This is a genomic window from Clostridium taeniosporum (genome assembly GCF_001735765.2).
GTDB classification, from domain to species: domain Bacteria; phylum Bacillota; class Clostridia; order Clostridiales; family Clostridiaceae; genus Clostridium; species Clostridium taeniosporum.
Window position 1 is genome coordinate 2,889,360 of sequence record NZ_CP017253.2, and the last position, 20,728, is coordinate 2,910,087.

Genomic DNA, 20,728 nt, shown 5'->3' on the forward strand with positions numbered 1-20,728 from the left:
TCCATTTTACAGTACATGCTTATTTTTAATATTTATTCAAATTCAACAAATCCAACTATTATATCAATAACTTCTGCCAAAATATCTTGTGGCACTCTTTCTACAAACTCTGCATTTCTCATTTTTATATCTAATGATTTAACTTGATCACACATTACAACACCTGTAGTTTTAGTTCTCTCATCTAGTGGTACATGAATTGGTATATATCTATTTGTATTAGTAATAGGACAAACAACAGCTATACTTGTAAAACTATTAAAAGTATTATTACTAACAACAAGTGCTAGTCTTCTTCCTCTTTGTTCATGGCCAACTTGTGGATCAAAGGTTAAGAATATAATATCACCTTGCTTTGGATTATACTGCATTACCAAATCTCCTTACCTACTATTTTACCCGTATTCCATTCTTCTGCTTCATATTCACCATTAAAATTTTTCAATCTTTCTGCTAAAGTTTTATGCTTTATAGTTTTCGCTTTTTTTATAATAATTTGTTCTTCACTTGCAATAACTTCAACTCTATCATTTTCCTTCAAAAATGCACTTTCTAAAATTGCTTTTGGTAATCTAAGAGCACTACTATTTCCCCAACGTTGAATATTAGCATACATAAATATCAACTCCTTTATTATTAGTATATACATTGTATATACTTTTAGTCAATAAATGCTGACTTTTTTTCGCAATATAAGGCAATTGGGTTAGCTATTTTTTCTGTAATACTTGTTATAATAGCTAATAGCTTTATTTTTAATAAAAAAATTATTTGAAAAAGAGATAAATTTAATAAAGAACTGCTCTGATCATCCTTTAAATAATATGGATAATTATGCTAAATAAATACTTTCCCCTCTTCATAGCAGGAACAATAGATAATTTTGTGTAAATACAAAATTATCTATTGTTCCATCTAATATTCTTTATAGGCTGCAAATAATTCAAACAATTTTTATTCTTCAGTATATTCAAGAGTTTCTCTTATTCCTTGAATCTTTTCTAATGTTAATCCAGTTATAGAACTTATCATTTCATTGTTAAGTCCATTTTTTATGGAATTTTTAACTATCTCTATAACCTTTTTATTTTCTCCTCTTTCCATTAATCTTTTACCAAGCTCAGTCATACTTAATTCCTCCTCTACTTTTTCTAAATCTTTACCTTTTAAAAATTTATTTGCAAAAGCATATAAAATTGTTTCAACATCATATCTATATTCTGTATCAATACCTTTTACTATTTTTATAGCATTTAAGATTCTATCTACCTTATCGGATTGCCCTCCCATTATGGGTGTGAATGTTAAAGTTATTAAATCTTGTTTTTCTATTTTATGACCCTGTTTTATTTTATTCATAATTTCCTCAAATACTTTGTCACCATCTTTATTAGACATAGATATGGCTTTAACATTATAAGTATTTATTCCACTAGAATATGAACTTATTGGATTTTTTATATTTCCTGAATATATAACATAAGTAGTTATTTCTTTATTCATTTGAAGCTCAAATAATGCCTCATATGCCTTAAATCTTCTTAAATCTATTTTGCCTTTATTTGTAGTTTGAAATTCTATGTGTATATATGTATCGTCCTCCATCAGAAAAGTATAATCCATAAACATATTTTTAGCTTCTAAAACTATTATCTCAGTTGAACTCACTTCTTTGACCTTTTTTTCTATACCAAAAAATTTTAATCCTTCTTCAGCAAAAACATCCATGGCTCTTTTCATTATCATATCTTCATAATTTATACTTTTCATATCCACGCTCCTTACTGCAACAATCTATATTATATATTATATTCCACTTCCCTAATTCTTTAAACTTATTATTCTTATTTTTATAAAACCTTGTTCAACATTCCCATTCCTTGCAACACTTATCTTTACAATGATATAATATAAATTAATCTAACAAAAAATATTTAAATCAATTTATATTTTAGAAATATATTAATATATGTAATAGGTATAGTGGCATTGTAATTAAAGTTTGAGAATTCTTAATGAATATTGTCACATTTACTGCTTGTCAAAATTTTATATTTAGAGCAAGCTAAAATGGGACTATAATCATTTTAGTATTCCTAATTTTAATTACTTAGTCCACTTTACTTATACATATATTAATATTACTTTACTACATAAAAAATAATATTTTAGGAGTGTTAAATATGTATCTTCTTGAAAAAATTGAAGACAATTTAAAGAAAAAATCCCTTGGATTTTTCTTGCCTATTACATTTATTTTAACCATAATTCCTCTTATAGTAAGACTTAAATTGGTTAAATTAGATGACGCTGGTATAGATTTATATGCAGAAGCAAGTAAAGGTGACTTTTTTTCACAATATAAAGCCATTTGGTTAGCTATTTTTTCTGTAATACTTATAATAATAGCTTTATCTTCATTTAAAAAATTATTTAAAAAAAGAGATAAAACTACTACTGCAATTTTAATTTGTACTGGTATTTTTTTAATTTGTACTTTTCTTTCAGCTATGCTTTCACAACATAAAGAAGTTGCCTTCTTTGGATTTTATGATAGAGCTGAAGGGTTTATAACCATTGCATGCTATATGATTATTTTTCTATATTCTATATATGCATTTAAAAGTACACATTGTTATAAATACATGATTATTCCTATACTAATTGTAATTTTAATCAATTCATTCCTAGGAATATTTCAATACATAGGAAATGATTTAATTAACAGTAAATTAGGTATTGCTTTAGTTGTTCCTAGTAAATACAAAATTGGTGAACAAGGATTAGGCTTACTATATGAAAAAGGAAAACTTTATGGTACTCTATATCATTATAACTATGTAGGTAGTTTTGTAGGGCTTGTATTACCTATATTATTTTCTTTAACTATATTTGAAAAGAAAGTACTTAACAAAGTTATTTTAGGTGTATTTTCATTACTTTCTGTTTGGTTACTATTTGGTAGTACATCTCGTGCTGGTATAATAGGTATATTGGTAGCTATTATTTTAGGGCTTATTATATTTGGAAAAGTAATATTTAAAAGTTGGAAACCTCTTGTTATAACTTTAGCTTGTGTTGCTATATTAGCTATTGGAGGTAATGTTGCTACTAAGGGACAACTTTTTCAAAGAGTACCTTCTTTAGTTTCTGATATATTTAGTGTATTTAATAACACAAGTAGTGTAGATTACAGAGCTGAAACTCCTATAAGTGATATAAAACACGTTGATAAAGATATTGAAATAACAGTTCCAAAGGATATTTTAAAGATATCTTTTGAAAATGGAATTTATGTATTTAGAAATTCTAATAATGAAACTGTTCAATATGATATGGTAGATGGAGTTTACAAAACTAATAATGAAAACTTTAAAAATATTTCTTTTAGATTTGGTAAGTCAAGTAAATCTTCTACCAAAGCAGACTTCTTCATGTTACAAGTTAATAATAATCCAACATTTATGTTTAAATTAAAGACAGATAACAGTATACATTTAAGAGATGCAAATGGAACTAAATATATTGATGTAGAATATCCTGAAACTTTTGGTTTTAAAGGAAAAGAAAAATTAGGTTCTGCAAGAGGATATATTTGGTCAAGATCAATTCCTATTATGAAAGAAACTTTATTATTAGGTAACGGACCTGATACATTTGCTTATATATTCCCACAAAATGATTTAATGGGTAAATACTACGCTTATGGTAATCCTAACATGATTGTAGATAAACCACATAATTTATATATGCAAATAGCCCTAAACGATGGTGTAATTGCTTTAATTGCATTCCTTGGAATAATGTTAATTTACATTATAGATAGTATTAAATTATATGCATTAAAGAAAGAATATAATGAATCGCAAATATTAGGTGGAATAACTTGCCTTGGAATTGTAGGATATTTATTTGCAGGTATGTTTAATGATTCAGTAATAAGCGTTGCACCAATGTTTTGGATAATACTTGGTGTTGGTGTTTCACTAAACTACTTAAACAAAAAAAGAAATCAAATAAATTAAAATTTATCTATAGTTTTAAATATTATTAAAATAAGGGATGTAGTGAGATTTGTGTAAAAGCTAATCTAATGCATCCTTTCTTTGAATATTATTATGGTAAGTTTGAAATAATATAAAATTCCAGAATTAATCACTTAAGATTCTCTGGAATTTTACTTTTTAGTTTTAAACATTTTATTTTACCTACACTAGTTTATTTACATGATAAATATATTCTTTAAAGTCACCTAAATGATTTTCTATAATAGCTTGAACAATTTTCATACTAACAGCTTTATAATCATGTACAGCTATATTTCTAAAACCTACCATAGATTTCATCTTTTTAGTTAATTCATCATCAAAAATGTTATTAGTATTAAGTACTTCAAAATCATCTCTACTATTTTGTGGAATTCCTAGGTTTTTCAGATACAATATGCATTGCTAAATCAATTGTAGCTTCACAAGCCCTTTGTATATTTAAAATTATAGAATCTTGCTTAGTATAATCATTTAAATTATTATGATCATTATCATAAACTTCATTTATTCTATTTAATGCTCTATCAATTCTCAACTAATATTTTATTCAAAAAAAAGCACTCCCACATGGGGAGTGCCTATATATAATATTTAATATGATAAAAATATTAACTTAAATTATCTGATCCAAGCTCCGTTAGCTCCTAAAACATATCCGTTTACAGTTGTGTTAGAAAGCATTTTTCCTGAACCATTTAAGAAGTACCAAGTTCCATTGTCGTTTAACCAACCAGTCTTCATAGCTCCTGAAGCTTGCATGTAGTACCAAGTTCCGTTGTCATTGATCCAACCAGTCTTCATAGCTCCTGATCCTTGCATGAAGTACCAAGTTCCATTAACGTTTTGCCATCCAGTTAACATAGCACCTGAAGCATTAGTTAAGTACCAAGTTCCGTTGTCATTGATCCATCCAGTTTGCATGTTTCCAGCTGCATTTAAGAAGTACCAAGCTCCATTGTTGTTTAACCAACCAGTTGCTTTAGTTCCATCAGCATTAACGAAAGACCAAGTTCCGTCTGAGTTCTTAGCCCATCCAGTATTAACTTCTGGTTTTTGAGTTTCTTCAGTTTCTTCAGAATCTTCTTTTCCACCGATTATTGAATAAACTTCATCATCTTCATTCCAAAGAATCATGTTATCTTTATCGTAAATTGACATTTTATCCATAGATCCGTCTACTTTGTAAACTTTATCCCAATCTTCATCGTTATCAAATTTGTAAACATATCCACCTTGTAATCTCCAAAGATTTCCATCAACATCAACTTCTACAACTTCAGCTTTTTCTTCATCAGCTTTTGTAATATCAACGTAGTTGAATCCTCTGCTTGTTTTTAATTCTATAGTTTCAGCATTTACTTTTTCTGAAGCAAATGTATGAGCTATAACTTTTCCACCAACTATGCTAAATTTAGCATCAGCAAGTAATTTTTCAGTTTCTGCATCATCATTAGCTATAACGTAGTTAGTTACTGATTTAGCATATTTAGCTCCATCAATATCTCCTGAAGCTTGAGCTTTAGATATCTTTTGGATTACTTTGAATGATACTGTTTTGTATCCATCAGTAGATTCAAATGCAGTTGCATCTTTAGTTACATCTTTTCCATTGATTTGAACAACAGTGTTAGTTCCAGCATCAACAGTTATAGTTGCAGTTCTGTATATGTTCTTAGAATCTTGTCCTATTTCTTCTGCATCTGTAACTTTTGCTGTTAAATCATTTTTAGCTATTGAATCAAACTTATCATCAGTGTTATCAACTGTTACTGATGAACTTGTAGTTTCTCCATTGTTAACTTTAACTTTTACTTTTCCTAAATTGTAATCAGCATCTATGTAGTTACCTTTAACATCTGTATAAACATTTAATTCAACACCAGTTGTTGTTCCATTAGTTATTTCTTGAGATTTATAAGTAGTTTTGTACCAAGTTTCACCAAATTTGTTTCCTGGTATTGCTTCTAATGATTTATCTTTAAATGAATCATAATCAGAATATCTGTCATCAGCATTTCTTTTCATTTCTTTTCTTAAAGTTGTTGCAACATCATCAATTTCATCTTCTTTTACTTCTTCATCTTTTACTTTACCGTTTGTTAAATCAACATAGTAATCATCAGTATCAACAGCAACGTATTTTTCTCCGTATGCTTTTAAATCTGATCCAGTATCAACATCTTCTAATTCAGTGTATTTTCCTTCATTTAAGAAGTATACAGCATCTGTATCTCCATCTTTGATGTTACCATCGATAACGAAAGTTCCATTCTTATAAGCTTGTGCATTATATACAGAACCATCTTTAGATTCTATTCTCTTGTAATCAGCAGCGTTAACTCCAGTAGCTGGAACTAATGATACTACAGCTGCAGCAGCTACTAATAAAGCTGTTGCTTTGTTTGCTCTATTAAACATATTTTCTTCCTCCTAGTTTTCCACTTTTTTAATTTTTATCCTTGGTCAATTTAAAGTTTTATCTTTAAATTGTTTGTGGAATATTATTCACTTTTTTCTTTTCGTAATACAATACATCCACTTTTTAATATTTCGGTACTTTTTTTGTCCTTCTTTATATTTTTTTGTAATATTTTTAAGTTTTTTTAACTTTTTTTATATTTTTTTCTTATAAATTTTATCTATATTAAAAATAATTTCATAATATGTAATAAATATACTTGTTATTTTAATTAAAATTATCAAGTATATAGAAATATTTTAATTATATTGAAATACTTTAATTAAATTGAATTTTTGTATTCTTTTAATAGAAAAAGGTGGCTACACCACTTTTTTAGTTGAGAGTTGATAATTGCTCTAACTTATTTTTTTCAATCCTCTAAACTTTAAAAACTCTATACTTTTCTATGTATTAAAAAAGAGAACACCCATAAAAAGTGTTCTCTTTTATTATCTATAGATCGATATCTAATTACGAGGGAAAGCTGTAATTTAAAATAATATCAACGCTATTGTTAGGCACATTCTTATGCCTTAGTGTAGATTTTTTAAATATATATTATAGATTTAAATATGCTTAATATTGAAATATAATTTTATTTATGCATATATTAAACGCTTTATGCTTGTATTTTATCTAATCCAAGCTCCATTAGCTCCTAATCTATATCCATTTACAGTTGTATTAGAAAGCATTCTTCCTGAACCATCTAAATAGTACCATGTTCCTCTATCATTTAACCAACCAGTTTTCATTGAACCATTGCCGTTTAAATAATACCATGTTCCGTTGTCATTGATCCAACCAGTTCTCATAGCTCCAGATGCTGTATCCATGTAATACCATGTTCCATTTAAAATTTGCCATCCAGTTAACATGTTTCCATTGTAATTTAGGTAATACCATGTTCCTCTATCATTTAACCAACCTGAGCTTGCCATTGATCCATCAGCATTTAAATAATACCAATTTCCAAAAGGACATACCCATCTATTAGATTGCATTATACCGTATTCGTTAAGGTAATAATATTTTCCTCCATCATTAACCCAGTCATGTTTAACTTGATTTCCATTAGCATCGAAGAATATCCAATTTCCATAGTTGTCTTTATCCCAACCTACTTTTTGGTTAGAATCATTGTCTTTGTCTTTATCTTCTGATGAATCTTTTTCTCTTATAATTGAATATACATCATCATCTTCATTCCAAGTAACTATATTGTTTTTATCATAAACTGATAATTTTTCCATAGAACCATCTACTTTATAGATCTTGTCCCAATCTTCATCATTATCAAATTTATAGATAGCACCACCATCTAAAGCCCATATGTTACCATCAACATCTATATCATAAGCATCTTCATTTTCTAAATCTCTGTCTTCATCATCAGATATATCAGTATAATAATGTCCATGTTTTGATTTTAATTCAATAGTTTGAGCATTTATATTATCTCCATCTACTTTATATTCAACAAGTTTTCCTTTTACTGCTGTAAAATTACCACCTAATAGATCTTCGTGTTTACCATCTTCATCAGAAATAACATAAGTAGTTACGTCCTTTGAATAACGAGCTCCATCTATATCCTTTGAAGATTGTGATTTTGATATTTTTTGTATTGTTTCAAAACTTACAGATCCATCTGAGTTTTTCTTAAATACATCACTATAATCACTTATTTCTTTTCCATTAATTTCTTCTATATTAACACTAGAAGTACTCTTAGCTTTAACTTCATTTACTGCTTTTTCAATTTCTTTTGCATCAGCTATTACTTTTTCTTTTTCTTTTTTTGCCGCATTAATTGCTTTTGCATCTTTATTTTCTGTTGCTTCATTATATGCTTTTTCTGCTGATTTAATTATTGTATCTTGAACTGCTTTTATAATTCCGTTTTCTGATTTTGTTTTAGCATTTTTAATACCTGCAAGTGTGTTTATTGAATCTGCTGTTAATTTATCAGCTTCTCCTTTTACAAGACTTACTGCTGAAGCTGTTGTCTTTACTTTGTCAATTGTTGCACCTTCTAAATCTGCAGCCTTATAAGCTTCATCTTTTATAGCTTTTTTAACACTACCTTCTACTTCAGTTCCTTCTACATTATCTACTGCTGATTTTATATCATTTATTGATAATACACCATCTTTAACAAGTGATGAATTTATATAAATTGTTACTGTTGCTTTTCTATATATATTCTTAGAATCTTGTGCTATAACATCTTGGTCTGTTACTTTAGCTCTTAATGCATCTTTAATATTTCCTACATCAAATTCTTCATCAGTATTATCAATCTTAACATTATCTCCGTTAGCTGTTACTTTGATTTTTCCTAAATCGTAGTCAGCATCAATATAATTTCCCTTCATATCTGTATAAACTGTTAATTGTTTTGGTGTTTCACCATCTCCACCATTAGTATATTTATCATCAGCAGTATAAGTAGTTTCAAACCAAGCTTCACCATATTTTGAACCCTTAAGTTCTGTTAGGTCATCCTTGTATTTATCATCATCTGAATATCTGTCATCTGCTTTATTTCTTATTTTTTTTCTTAATTCAACTGCTGCATCATCAATTTCATCTGCCTTAAAATCCTCATCATCATGTACCTTACCATTAGTTAAATCAACAAAGTAATCTCCATCTATATCAAGATATTTTTCATTGAAAACATCATTAAATTCAGATCCACTATCAACGTCTTCTAATTCTTTATACTTTCCATCATTAAAGAAATATACGCCTTCTGTATCGTTGTCTTTTATATCTCCATCTATAACGAATTTTCCTTTATATGCTTGAGCGTTATAAACTGTACCGTCCTCAGATTTTATTCTCTTGTAATCAGCAGCATTTACACCAGTTGCTGGAACTAATGTAGTTACCGCCGCCGCTACTAATAATAATGATGTTATTTTATTTGCTCTTTTTATCATATTCTTTCCCCTTTCGATGTGCGTATTCTAAAATTCAAATATTAAACTTGTACGATTTACATTTTAATTTACTCTTTTTATTAATTCTTCTTATATATATCTTCTTGTCATCTCTTATTAATTTTTTATTAATTTTTCTTATTTTATTTTTATCCCATTTTATTGTATTTTTCTTATTTATCTTTTTATTTTTATCTTTTTTATTAATATTCTGTTTTATCTTTATTAAGGCACATTGTCTAATCAATAACTAATCAATATACTAGTTTATTTTTTTAACTACTTATTTCTTATAACCTACTAATAGCATGGCTATTAGCAGAAATTAAGTCATTGTATTTCACAAAATATCCGTAGCATCTTTGACTACATATTTATTTTCATATGCCTAAATTGTTCTTTGTAAATAATAAATTTAATTTTCTAAATATCCTAATCTAAATTATTATATAGATATGGTAAGTCTAGATTATTAAAATTTATATTATTTCTTTATCTTTTTTGCATTATCTTAAAGCCTTAACTCTATATTTATTTTTATATATTAAAGCTTAATCATTTATCTTAAATTGTTATTTTTTTATAATAGTTAATATTTTTATTTATAGCTCTACCTTAAGTAAAAACAAATATTAAGTACAATAACTAAAGGTACTGTCACCTTCCGTTTTTAAAGCGCTAATGTAATAGTTATTTTACTATAATGTTTATATTTCAATAAAAGTATAGCTTAATTTGTAAAGTTTAAATTCATAATAGTTATTTAATTATTATAGGATATAGCTTAATTTACCATCATGTTAACTATTATAAGCAAATACTCTTATTTGGTACCTAAAAATTTTTCTTGATTTTTTTGTCGACAATTCTAAATTAGAATTATTACTTATAAATAACTCTAAACAGATTTCTTAACCAGTCTATAATCTTAAAAAGATTATACTTAAAATGACTTTAAGATAAGATTTAAGATAAGAAAAATAAATAAATTGTTTTTATTTACACTATACATTACAAATTTGATTTTTTATTTCGGTACTTATTTTTGGATTTTTTTCTCTATTAAGGTTTTCTTAAGAAAAAACTCAAGAAATATTAACTATTAAATTTATTTTTTGGTACAATTTCTTTTTACAAATTTAACCTAGTATTAATTCTGAATTTATCCAAATAATATTATTGTAAATATTAATGCCTCCAAATAAACATTATTTTTAACTTATTTTAATTTCTTTAATATATTATTTTAATATATTACTTTTTTTAAAATATTAAGGAAGTGATATTCTATGAATAATGAAAAATCACCTTATCTACCAAAGGTGAGAACAGACTACCATCCAACCCAGGACAAAATAGAAAGTGTTTCTGAAGATGGAACAGTTGCTGTTAATCTACCTAATCCAGCTGTAGACGATATTGTAGTAAACAATATTGCTTCAATGGAATTTGACTATACTCAAGATATGGAATCTAATGAATCTTCTGATTTAAACAGCAATGATCCAGAAAAAAATTATTTTAAAAATTATAATGAATAATTTAAAACTCACAAAATAAAAACAGAATACTAAATGATGTAAAAATCATTTAGTATCCTGTTTTTTATTTTTCTATACTTATTTTAAAATATATAAGTTACAGCATCTTTATCTCATATATATTCAATGTTAATTTATTCTTTGTACTTAAATATAAGGATGTAATGATGTTGAAATTTAATTGTTTAGTATTATTAAGTGATAACCCAATTTTACATTTGGATTTTAGAACTTACTTATCCAAGTAGAGTTTCCTTTTAACAATCACATTCATTGCTTGTCCAAGTATTAATTATAACTCACATTAATTAGACTAATCTTTATTTTTAGAACTCTTAAATTAAATTTCTCTATCCATTAGCATTATATTAAAACATAAGTCCCCTTGAAATAAATTTAATATTGAACATTCCATCCATCTTCTGTTGCATATAATGATACGCCATCTTTAAGACCAGTCTCAAATAAAGTTACTCCACCTGTTATTAAATTGTTATAAGCATTATTTTTTACTATTTCATCAGTTGCTCTAGGAATTACTCCTATATCTGGTTTAACATAACTTACAAATGTATAACTTGAAGATGTATCTATTCCATGATGTGGAACCTTTAATACATTTACCTTTGAATTTTCTAAAAGATCTGAATCTACTATATCTTTTTCTGCTAACCATTCTATATCACCAGTAAATAATGCACCTAAATCATGATATTTTAAGTATACTACTGCTGATTGATTATTTATTTCCCAATACTTTGCTGAAACTCTTTTATCAAGTGGCTTAACAAATAACTTGTCTTCATTGATAAATTTTAAAATGCCTTCTTCATCTATTTTTTGTCCATTTACTGCATTTATAACTTCTATACCAAGATCATCTATCAAATCCATAGTCTTTTTAAATACTTCGTAATCTTCTTTCATTATCTTTTTATCATTTGATTCTGATACAACTACTTCTAATTCTGAAGAATCTTCTAAATCTGAGTAATCTTCCAAATAACTCTTTTTAGGCATATATATTTTCTCTACATTAAATGTTTTAAGAATTTTATATAATCCTCCAATATGATCTGAATGAGGATGGGTTATTATAACATGATTTATTATTTTATTCCCATCTTTATCTTCTTTTAAATCTTGATCATCTAAGAAATTAATTACTTTGTTTTCACTCTCTTTTGTATTTAATCCAGTATCAATTAATGCTGTTTCTCCATTTGGTAGCTTAATAAATATACAATCTGCATTTCCAACATCTAAATATTTCACATAAAGGTACTCATCTATTTTTCCTCTAGCTTTATATAAACCACTTTCAGTAAAACTTTCAATTTCACCATCTATAATTATATTTCCTATTGCTAATTCTCCATTTGCTTTAACATAATACTTGTTGTCATTATTTTCTATCCATTTATTACATAACATTTCACCATTTTTGTTAGAATAATATTCTTTACCATCTCTTGTGTAAAATCCTGTTTGTAATATACCACTTCCATTGAAATAATACCATTTATTATCTATATTCATTTTACCTCTAGCCATTTCCCCTGTTTTATATAGATAATATTTATCATTTCCTACCTCTATCCAACCTCTTTGCATTTCACCATCAGAATCAAAGTAATACCATTTATAGTCTACATAATTCCAATTAGTTCTCATTGCTCCATATTCATTAAAATTATACCAATTACCATTAAATTCTTTCCATCCAGTAGTAACTGAGTAATCATCATTAAAATAGTAAGTATCTTCATGAAGTACATAATTAGGATCTTTGCTTGGATCTACTACTTCATCTTCATATTCCTCATATTCTTCAATACTTGTACTATATGAATCTATATCATTTTCTTCATCTATATCATTTTCTTCTTTATTTTTTTCTTCAATATCTTCATCTTCTTGTTCATTTATATTATCCAAATCAGTATTTTCTTCAGAATTTTTATTTTCTTTTTCTATTTTATCATCATCTGTTTTGTCATTATCTTTTATTTTTTCTTCTGATTCTATATCTGATTTAATCTTCTTCTTATTTTTATTTTTATTTTTTTAGTTTTAACATCCTCTTTTTTCTTTAGACTTGGTTGATAAACTTGAGGATTATATTCAGTTCCTTTAACTATGTATTCTTCAATTTCAAACCATCCTGTTTTTTGTAACATACCATCTTCTGTGAAGTAGAATCTTTTCCCATTTATCACATGCCAACCTGGTGATGGTTTTTTATCTTCTTCATCTAAAGTTTCATCAGTATCTTCTTCTAAATTATCTTCTTGTGTTTCATTATCTTCTATTAAATTGTCTTCTTGTGTTTCTTTTGTAGATAATTTATCATTTTCTAAATTATCTTTTTTTGATTTATCTTTATTTTCTTTATTTTCTTTAACTTTATCTTTTGGTGATTGATTTTCTAATAAACTTTTTTCTTCATTAGTTGAAATATCTCTTGTAGCAGCATATACATTTACACTTGGACATATACCACTTATAAATGTTATTGCCATAACAAATGCAATAATCTTTTTGCTTAAATTAAAAATAATAATCCCTCCCCTAAAACTTTTTCCTCATATATTATACCCCTGAGGTGTAACATTTTCCATATACATAAGAAAAAAAGTGACTATGCCACATGTTTAGTTTTTCAAACTCTAAAAATTCTATACCTCTACGCAGATCTTCCAACCATATAATTTCTTAAAGAAGAACAAAGTGGCTGCGCTACGTTTTTTAGTTGACAGTGGATAATTGAGAATTGAAAGTTTTGGTTGAAAATCCTAAAGATTTTCTAAAAATATATACTTTAAAATTCTGCCAGGAATTTTTTCCTTAACTCTCCACTTTCCACTCTCAATTATCAACTAATATTTGCTTTAACCTAGATTTCATCAGCCTTTCAGACTTTAAAAATTCTATAATTTTCTAAAGAATAAAAAAAGCGTGAAAACCACGCTTTTTTTATTATAAATATTTTTTAAAATTATAGAAAAATACTGTAACATTATGAGATTTTAATCCTCTTATGCTACAACAACTTTTTTATTTCATAAATCATATTTTATTTGAAATTAATTTTTTAATATGATTTAACATAGTAGAATTTAAATTTAATTCCTAGAATTATTAAACTAAATTTCAAGTCCATAAACTTAATCCTACAATATAAACACTAGATTAAATCATATTTATTATTTTATAATGAAAGAAATTCTGTAAATGCCTTTATTGTATATTCATTATCTTTAACACTTGCAAGTTCTCTTATTGAATGCATTGAAAGTAATGGTGCACCCATATCTATAACAGGTATGTTTAATTTAGATGCTGTTATTGGTCCTATTGTTGTTCCACCTTTAACATCTGATCTATTTACAAATTCTTGACATGGTACATTTGCTTTTTCACAGACTTGTTTAAATATTGTTGCTTCATAACTATCTGTTGAATAACTTCCTGATGCAGCAATTTTTATAACTGGACCTTCTCCAATAAGTGGTCTATTTGTTGGATCGTGTTTTTCTGCATAGTTTGGATGAAGAGCATGAGCTAAGTCTGCTGATATCATAACTGAATTTGATAATGACCTTTTGAAATCTTCTCTATCCTTTCCAAGAGCTAATGTTATTCTCTCTAGTATATTTTCAAGTAATGAAGAATTTGCACCTTGAGATGTTAAACTTCCTATTTCTTCATTATCAAGTGCAACTAATACTTTAGTAGCTTTATTATTTTTACTTTGAAGTAATGCTACAAGACCTGCATATACCATCCATAAATCATCTAATCTTCCTGATGAAATAAATTCTTCATTCATTCCAAATAAGCATCCTTTTTCATATTCATATAAAAATAAATCAAAGTCTACTATTTCTTTTTCATCTACATTTAAACTTTCAGAAATCAACTTAATTAAGTAACCATCTTTTTCTAATTTTTCAGTAGCTATTGTAAGTAATGGTAATGTATCTTTTTGTCTATTATATTTATAACCTTCATTAATAGACCTATTCATGTGTATTGCTAAACTTGGTATTATTAATACTGGCTTATTTAAATCTACTAACTTAACTTCTGGTTTTAAAGGATTATTTCCTTTTAATGTAACTCTACCAGCTACTGATAAAGGTCTATCAAACCAAGTGCTAAGTATTGGACCACCATAAACTTCTGTATTTAATTTTACATAATGATTTTCTACTGTGATTTCTGCATGTGGCTTTATTCTAAATCCTGGTGAATCTGTATGAGCTCCTATTAACCTAAATCCTTCTTCAGCTATATCTCCATTTCCAATTTCAAAACCAATTATAGCTGATTCATTCTTCATAACATAATATTTTCCACCATGTTTTAAGTTCCATTTATCACATTCTTTTATTTCTATAAACCCTTCTTTATCTAGAATTGATTTAACTTCATGAGCACCATGAAATGCACTTTTACTATTATTTATAAAATTTAATAATTGTTTTGCTTTATTCATAATTTCTTCTCCTCTCCATATAATAAGCATAAAACGTTACATTATACTATAAGCATAATCATAAAAATATATTTTTAAAACATATAAGGCACATGAAATAAAATAAAAAGTCCAAAATTGCCATGAATATTTTTTCACCATCCAAGAAGACAAAGTATTATCATAGTGGACCTATTATGGTATTTTGTTCAGGCAGGATGATGGAAAATATACTCATAGATGATCTTATTATTTTTTTCATTGTGCCTAAAATAAATTTTTAAGTAATCATTTACTAATATTTATTACATATACAATAAATGTATGAATATAGTCATATTATCAAATAATGCAACTTAAATCAAACAATGAGAAATCTAAAATCCAGACTTAAATATTACATTATTATCTAAGTTATAATAGATTAATATAAGATTTTTAATGTTTATTAACTTAATACTAAAATATAGCATATAAAAATCAAAAAAATCGCCAAGGCCACTGTGGAGCCATCGTTTTTTTAGCAATGCACCCTTTCCAAACGTAGTGCAGGAATAATGGTGTGGCATATGATTATTTTTTATTTTTTAGGTTTTATTTCTTAATCTTTAAACAAAAATATAATCTATAAAAAATATACTTTTCTAAAGAATAAAAAACTTAATTAAAGACTATGATACTAATTAATATATGTAATAAATAAAATAGTATTTTATTTATTACATATATTAATTCAAACGTTATAGTAATATTATGTTTTACAAATATTACTTACTATATTAGAATTAAAATGTTTAAGGCACATTCCAATAAATAACTGGTGAGTATGCTAGTTTATTTTTTGAACTACTTTTTTCTTAGAACCTACTAATAGCACAACTATTAGCAAAGCCAAAGTCATTGTATTTCACAAAATATCCATAGCGTATTTAACTTGTTATTTATTTTCATATGTCTAATATAAATATATAGAGGTGATTTTATGTTTTCAAAATTTCTCGTTAGTAAACTTATTAAAAATAGTGATAATACTAATGATGATAAAGTAAGAAATTCTTATGGCATTGTTGGAGGACTCATAGGAATTCTTATTAATTTTATACTATTTTTAATAAAAATCTCTGTTGGAATCTTATGTTCCAGTATTGCTATCATTGCCGATGCATTTAATAACTTATCTGATGCGGCATCATCTCTTATAACTATAATAGGTTTTAAGATGGCAAGTAAACCTGCTGATAAAGAACACCCTTTTGGACATGGAAGAATAGAATATCTTTCTGCATTAATTGTTGCATTTATGGTTATGCTTGTTGGTTTGCAATTTATAAAATCATCATTAACTAGAATCATAAACCCTGAATCAGTTAATTTTGAAACTATACCATTTATTCTTCTTTTAATATCAATTGGACTTAAATTTTGGCTTTCTGGTTTTAATAAATTTATGGGAAATAAAATTAATTCTTCAGCACTAAAAGCTGCTTCTGTAGATGCATTAGGAGATGTTTTTACTTCCACTACTGTTGCTATTTCTTTTTTAGCTTCTAAATTTACTACAATTCCTATTGATGGATTTATTGGACTTGTAGTTGCTGGATTTATAGTTTATTCAGGATTCTCTTTAATAAAAGAAACTCTTAATCCATTATTAGGTGAAGCACCTGATCCTAAACTTGTTAAAGGAATAATTAATATGGTATTGTCTTATGAACATATTACAGGAACTCATGATTTAATTATACATAATTATGGTCCTGGAAAATGTATGGCTTCTATCCATGCTGAAATCCCTGCCAATATTGATATAATGAAAATTCATGAGATAATTGATAAAGCTGAAAGAGAAATTTCTGAAAAACTAAAAATTTACCTTGTTATACATATGGATCCTGTATGTATAATTGAAGGTGAAGTTAAAGAAGCATATGATGAAATATTAAAGTTAATAACTGAATATGATTATATTGATTCTATTCACGACTTTAGAATTGTTGGTGATGGTGAACATAAAAATTTAATTTTTGATTTGGTTTTAAGCGATTCTTCAAAAGCTACTTACAAAGATGAAGATATAATAAATACTGTATCATCAAGAGTTAAATCAATCCATCCTCAATATAATTGCATAATTACCTTAGATAAGCACTACTTTTAATGTAACATATACCTTTTATAAAGCATAAAATACTTTATAAAAGGTATATTTTTTTTATTTCTATACTATATATGTTATGACTTTATTTATAAAAATCAGTTAATTAAATTATAAGGGGAGGTGAATCTTATGAAATGTCCTTATTGTAATAAAGAACTTGGAGAAAAAAATGAATGTATAACTTCTGGGTGTTATGCTTTTGGAAAGATATTTCCAAGATATGATTTAGAAGAAAAACCTGTAGGAAAATTTTCAAATTCACATAAAAATCAGAAAGAAACAATTAAATCTCAAGAAAAAATTGATAATTCTACTATCAATTCAAAGCTCGAAGAAATTGAAAAAAATGCAAAATCTCAAAAAAATATTCCTGAAGAAAACGATGTCGGTACTAGTACTAATGCAGGGCTTTACATTTTGATTGCAATAATTATTCTATTAATTATTGGATTCCTTTATTTCTAAAACATAACTTGTGTCTTAAAAAATGTCTACGCCACGCTTTTTATAATTCCATGTTTTAATATATGTTGATATATACTAAAAAAAGTGGCATTATAATTTATCTCTTAGAATCCTTAACGAGTATTGTCTAAATTACTGCTTGTCTCAATTTCATATTGAAAACAAGCTATATTTGGACAATACTCATTTTAGTATCCTTAAGTTCAATTATTCAATCCACTTTTTGTAATTCCATGTTTTATTAGGTAAAGTGATATTCTAGTATAATGACCTAATAACATTAAACTTTGCTTTTTAGAATTCTTAAAGCAAAATTCTCAATCTATGAGCTTTATACTAAAATATAATATTTTTCTAAAACATGTTCTTACTTTTTATTTTTTAATGTTTTAAATCTATCTGCTGCTGCAACTTTCTCTGAGCCATCAGTTATTATTTCAACTATTATAGGTTCATTACATGAATATAATTCATCTTTTATTTCATTAAGCTTAGTTAAATCATTTATTTCAAATGATTTTATCCCTGCTGCTTCTCCAATTGCTTTTATTGAAATTCTGTCTTGAACTACACCATCAATAGTTCTTCCGAACAAGAATGTCATACCTTGATCAACATAATTTAATTTAGCATTATTTATTACAAAATATACTATTGGTAATGAATATTGTTTTGCTGTTAGAATTTCACTACCATTCATAAATACTGATCCGTCTCCAACAATTACAGCATATTTTTCTGTATTTCCACTTAAAGCAGCGCCTATTGAACCTGCAACACAGTTACCCATGGCACCATAATTTAAGCTAGCAATAAAATCAGCTTCTTTTGGAATAAATAAATATTTGTATATATAATTCATAAATTCACCAATATCACACATATAAGTAGTGCTTGGATTTAATACATTTGGAAGCATCTCTGCTAATTTTCTAACAGATATTCCTGTATGATCTTTTACATAATTATTATTTAATTTTCCCACTTTATTTAAAGATACTTTTTTATCTATAACTTTTTCATTCATTATTGATAATGCTTCTGATAATTCATAGTAAACTTTAAGTCTATCAATATGATTTTTATTTAAACTCTTTTTATTATTATCTATTTGAATAACCTTATTTCCATCATTAAATAGAGCATTGTTAAAGTTTCTTGTTGCACTTTCTCCTAAACTTGAACCTAATACTAAAACACAATCTATTTCTTCTGTATCTGCATAGTTTTGAGCAAAATCAGTACTATTAAATCCATAGTTTCCTATATTATATTCAAATTCACCTTCCACTGAACTTTTACCTTGAGGGGTAGTAGCTACATACCATCCTAATTTTGATGATAGATTCTTTATAAGTTCATTATTTCCTTTAGCACCTCTACCAACTAATATGACACCTTTTTTAGCCTCATTTAGCATATTAATTGCTATATTTAAATTTTCTCTATCGTAATTATAATCTATTTTTTCAGAAACATAAGTTTTTAAATCTTCATCACTTATTTCTGTTGTAGGTAAATCCATAGATATTGATAAATGGACAGGACCTTTAGGATCTTGCATTGATAATTTTACTGCTTTATCTAATTCAGATAAAAGATCCTCTTTTCTTGTTATTGTTTTACTGTATTTTGTTATGCTTTCAGTTATAGGTGCAGTGTCTAATTCTTGAACACAACCTTTCCCTATACTATCACTTGCTGCATATCCACTAATAACAAGCATAGGAATATTATTTATGTATGCATCTGCTATTCCATTTATAGCATTTGTAATTCCTACACCTCCACATAAAATTGAACAGCTAAGTTTTTTACTTAAATCTGAATATTTTCCAGCTGAATAAGTTGAACCTGCTTCATTTTTAGTTACTACAAATTTAACCTTAGTATCATTAAGTGCGTCATAAATACTTGCTACATTTCCTGATGGTATACCAAATACATATTCAACACCACAACTCTCAATATATTTTGCTATAGCTTTAGATAATTTCATTTTTAAACATCTCCTCAATACATAAAATATTATTATATTTTTTTACAATATCTATTGCCTTTAACTTTTCTTCTTCTGAATATTTATGTTCTTGTTTAAATATTGGCATAGTAATAAAAAATACTATTTCATCATTTAAGAAAAATGGTATAAGGCAAGTTGATACTATTCCAAAATCCCTTAAGCAACTTGGCTTATTTTTATCTACAGAAAGCTTGTCTATAAATAATGATTTTTTAGTGTTCATCATTTCTGATAAATACATATCATCAACTATTTTAAGCATTTTTGAAGCATGATATTTGCTCCATTTTTCAAATGAAATATCTGTTAATTGTTTGTAATAAGGTTTTATATAAGAATCATCAATTATTTTATGAATTCCTACATCTTCATAATATATTACATCTTTTAACTCTTTGAATAAATTATCTAGCAGTTCTCTCGTACCCATAATATACTCCTTTCTAGAATTTAATAATCTAATCTGTACTTAAAATAATTATTAACTTTTTTAATATAAAACTTTATTTATATAATTGGACTTATTAAAAAACTGATTATTTTAATTCATACAGCATCACTCTTATTATTTTACCATAATGTTTCATACTTTGTATAAATATT

At 26.4% G+C, this 20,728-nt stretch carries 12 protein-coding genes and 2 pseudogenes; 4 read left to right on the forward strand and 10 right to left on the reverse strand.

Annotation, left to right across the window (positions count from 1 at the left end; all coding sequences use genetic code 11):
- Positions 1-32: 32 nt before the first annotated feature.
- The 3 genes from BGI42_RS13075 to BGI42_RS13085 all read right to left on the reverse strand — a co-directional run bounded on the left by BGI42_RS13075 (position 33) and on the right by BGI42_RS13085 (position 1,770).
- Entirely contained in the window at positions 33-371 is a 339-nt protein-coding gene (locus BGI42_RS13075) for a type II toxin-antitoxin system PemK/MazF family toxin (RefSeq protein ID WP_069680721.1), read from the reverse strand.
- Positions 371-616 carry an AbrB/MazE/SpoVT family DNA-binding domain-containing protein gene (locus BGI42_RS13080; RefSeq protein WP_069680722.1) on the reverse strand — a complete coding sequence of 82 codons (246 nt, stop codon included), beginning with the start codon at positions 614-616 and terminating at the stop codon, positions 371-373. Before BGI42_RS13080 ends, BGI42_RS13075 begins: the two co-directional genes overlap by 1 nt.
- Before the next feature lie 338 nt (positions 617-954).
- Complete coding sequence (locus BGI42_RS13085) at positions 955-1,770, reverse strand: RpnC/YadD family protein (protein ID WP_069680723.1); 816 nt, start codon at positions 1,768-1,770, stop codon at positions 955-957.
- Between the two features lie 413 nt (positions 1,771-2,183).
- Here BGI42_RS13085 and BGI42_RS13090 point away from each other — a divergent pair, with 413 nt between their 5' ends.
- Positions 2,184-4,025 (forward strand): O-antigen ligase family protein, encoded by a 1,842-nt coding sequence (locus BGI42_RS13090; RefSeq protein WP_069680724.1) that lies wholly within the window; start codon positions 2,184-2,186, stop codon positions 4,023-4,025.
- 183 nt (positions 4,026-4,208) lie between these two features.
- Here the strand turns inward: BGI42_RS13090 and hepT are convergent.
- The 3 genes and pseudogenes from hepT to BGI42_RS13105 all read right to left on the reverse strand — a co-directional run bounded on the left by hepT (position 4,209) and on the right by BGI42_RS13105 (position 9,458).
- Positions 4,209-4,584, reverse strand: a pseudogene (gene hepT, locus BGI42_RS13095) (type VII toxin-antitoxin system HepT family RNase toxin).
- 83 nt (positions 4,585-4,667) lie between these two features.
- Positions 4,668-6,467 (reverse strand): PspC-like choline-binding domain-containing protein, encoded by a 1,800-nt coding sequence (locus BGI42_RS13100; protein WP_069680725.1) that lies wholly within the window; start codon positions 6,465-6,467, stop codon positions 4,668-4,670.
- 675 nt (positions 6,468-7,142) lie between these two features.
- Positions 7,143-9,458 (reverse strand): cell wall-binding protein, encoded by a 2,316-nt coding sequence (locus tag BGI42_RS13105; protein WP_069680726.1) that lies wholly within the window; start codon positions 9,456-9,458, stop codon positions 7,143-7,145.
- A gap of 1,289 nt (positions 9,459-10,747) precedes the next feature.
- On the opposite strand from BGI42_RS13105, the gene BGI42_RS13115 reads away from it, so the two are divergent.
- The gene (locus tag BGI42_RS13115; RefSeq protein WP_069680728.1) at positions 10,748-10,999 is read left to right on the forward strand and encodes a hypothetical protein; all 252 of its coding nucleotides are present in this window, start codon (positions 10,748-10,750) and stop codon (positions 10,997-10,999) included.
- Between the two features lie 396 nt (positions 11,000-11,395).
- Here BGI42_RS13115 and BGI42_RS13120 read toward each other — a convergent pair.
- A pseudogene (locus BGI42_RS13120) lies at positions 11,396-13,563 on the reverse strand (MBL fold metallo-hydrolase).
- A 647-nt stretch (positions 13,564-14,210) separates the two neighbouring features.
- On the reverse strand, positions 14,211-15,500 hold the full coding sequence (locus BGI42_RS13125) for a M18 family aminopeptidase (RefSeq protein WP_069680730.1): 1,290 nt from the start codon (positions 15,498-15,500) through the stop codon (positions 14,211-14,213).
- Positions 15,501-16,461: 961 nt separating this feature from the next.
- On the opposite strand from BGI42_RS13125, the gene BGI42_RS13130 reads away from it, so the two are divergent.
- Complete coding sequence (locus tag BGI42_RS13130) at positions 16,462-17,637, forward strand: cation diffusion facilitator family transporter (protein WP_069680731.1); 1,176 nt, start codon at positions 16,462-16,464, stop codon at positions 17,635-17,637.
- Between the two features lie 129 nt (positions 17,638-17,766).
- Positions 17,767-18,102 (forward strand): hypothetical protein, encoded by a 336-nt coding sequence (locus BGI42_RS13135; protein WP_069680732.1) that lies wholly within the window; start codon positions 17,767-17,769, stop codon positions 18,100-18,102.
- A gap of 367 nt (positions 18,103-18,469) precedes the next feature.
- Here the strand turns inward: BGI42_RS13135 and BGI42_RS13140 are convergent, their stop codons facing one another.
- Positions 18,470-20,101 carry a thiamine pyrophosphate-binding protein gene (locus BGI42_RS13140; protein ID WP_069680733.1) on the reverse strand — a complete coding sequence of 544 codons (1,632 nt, stop codon included), beginning with the start codon at positions 20,099-20,101 and terminating at the stop codon, positions 18,470-18,472.
- Positions 20,088-20,555 carry a hypothetical protein gene (locus BGI42_RS13145; RefSeq protein ID WP_069680734.1) on the reverse strand — a complete coding sequence of 156 codons (468 nt, stop codon included), beginning with the start codon at positions 20,553-20,555 and terminating at the stop codon, positions 20,088-20,090. The genes BGI42_RS13140 and BGI42_RS13145 overlap by 14 nt, the downstream gene beginning before the upstream one ends.
- Positions 20,556-20,728: the final 173 nt, after the last annotated feature.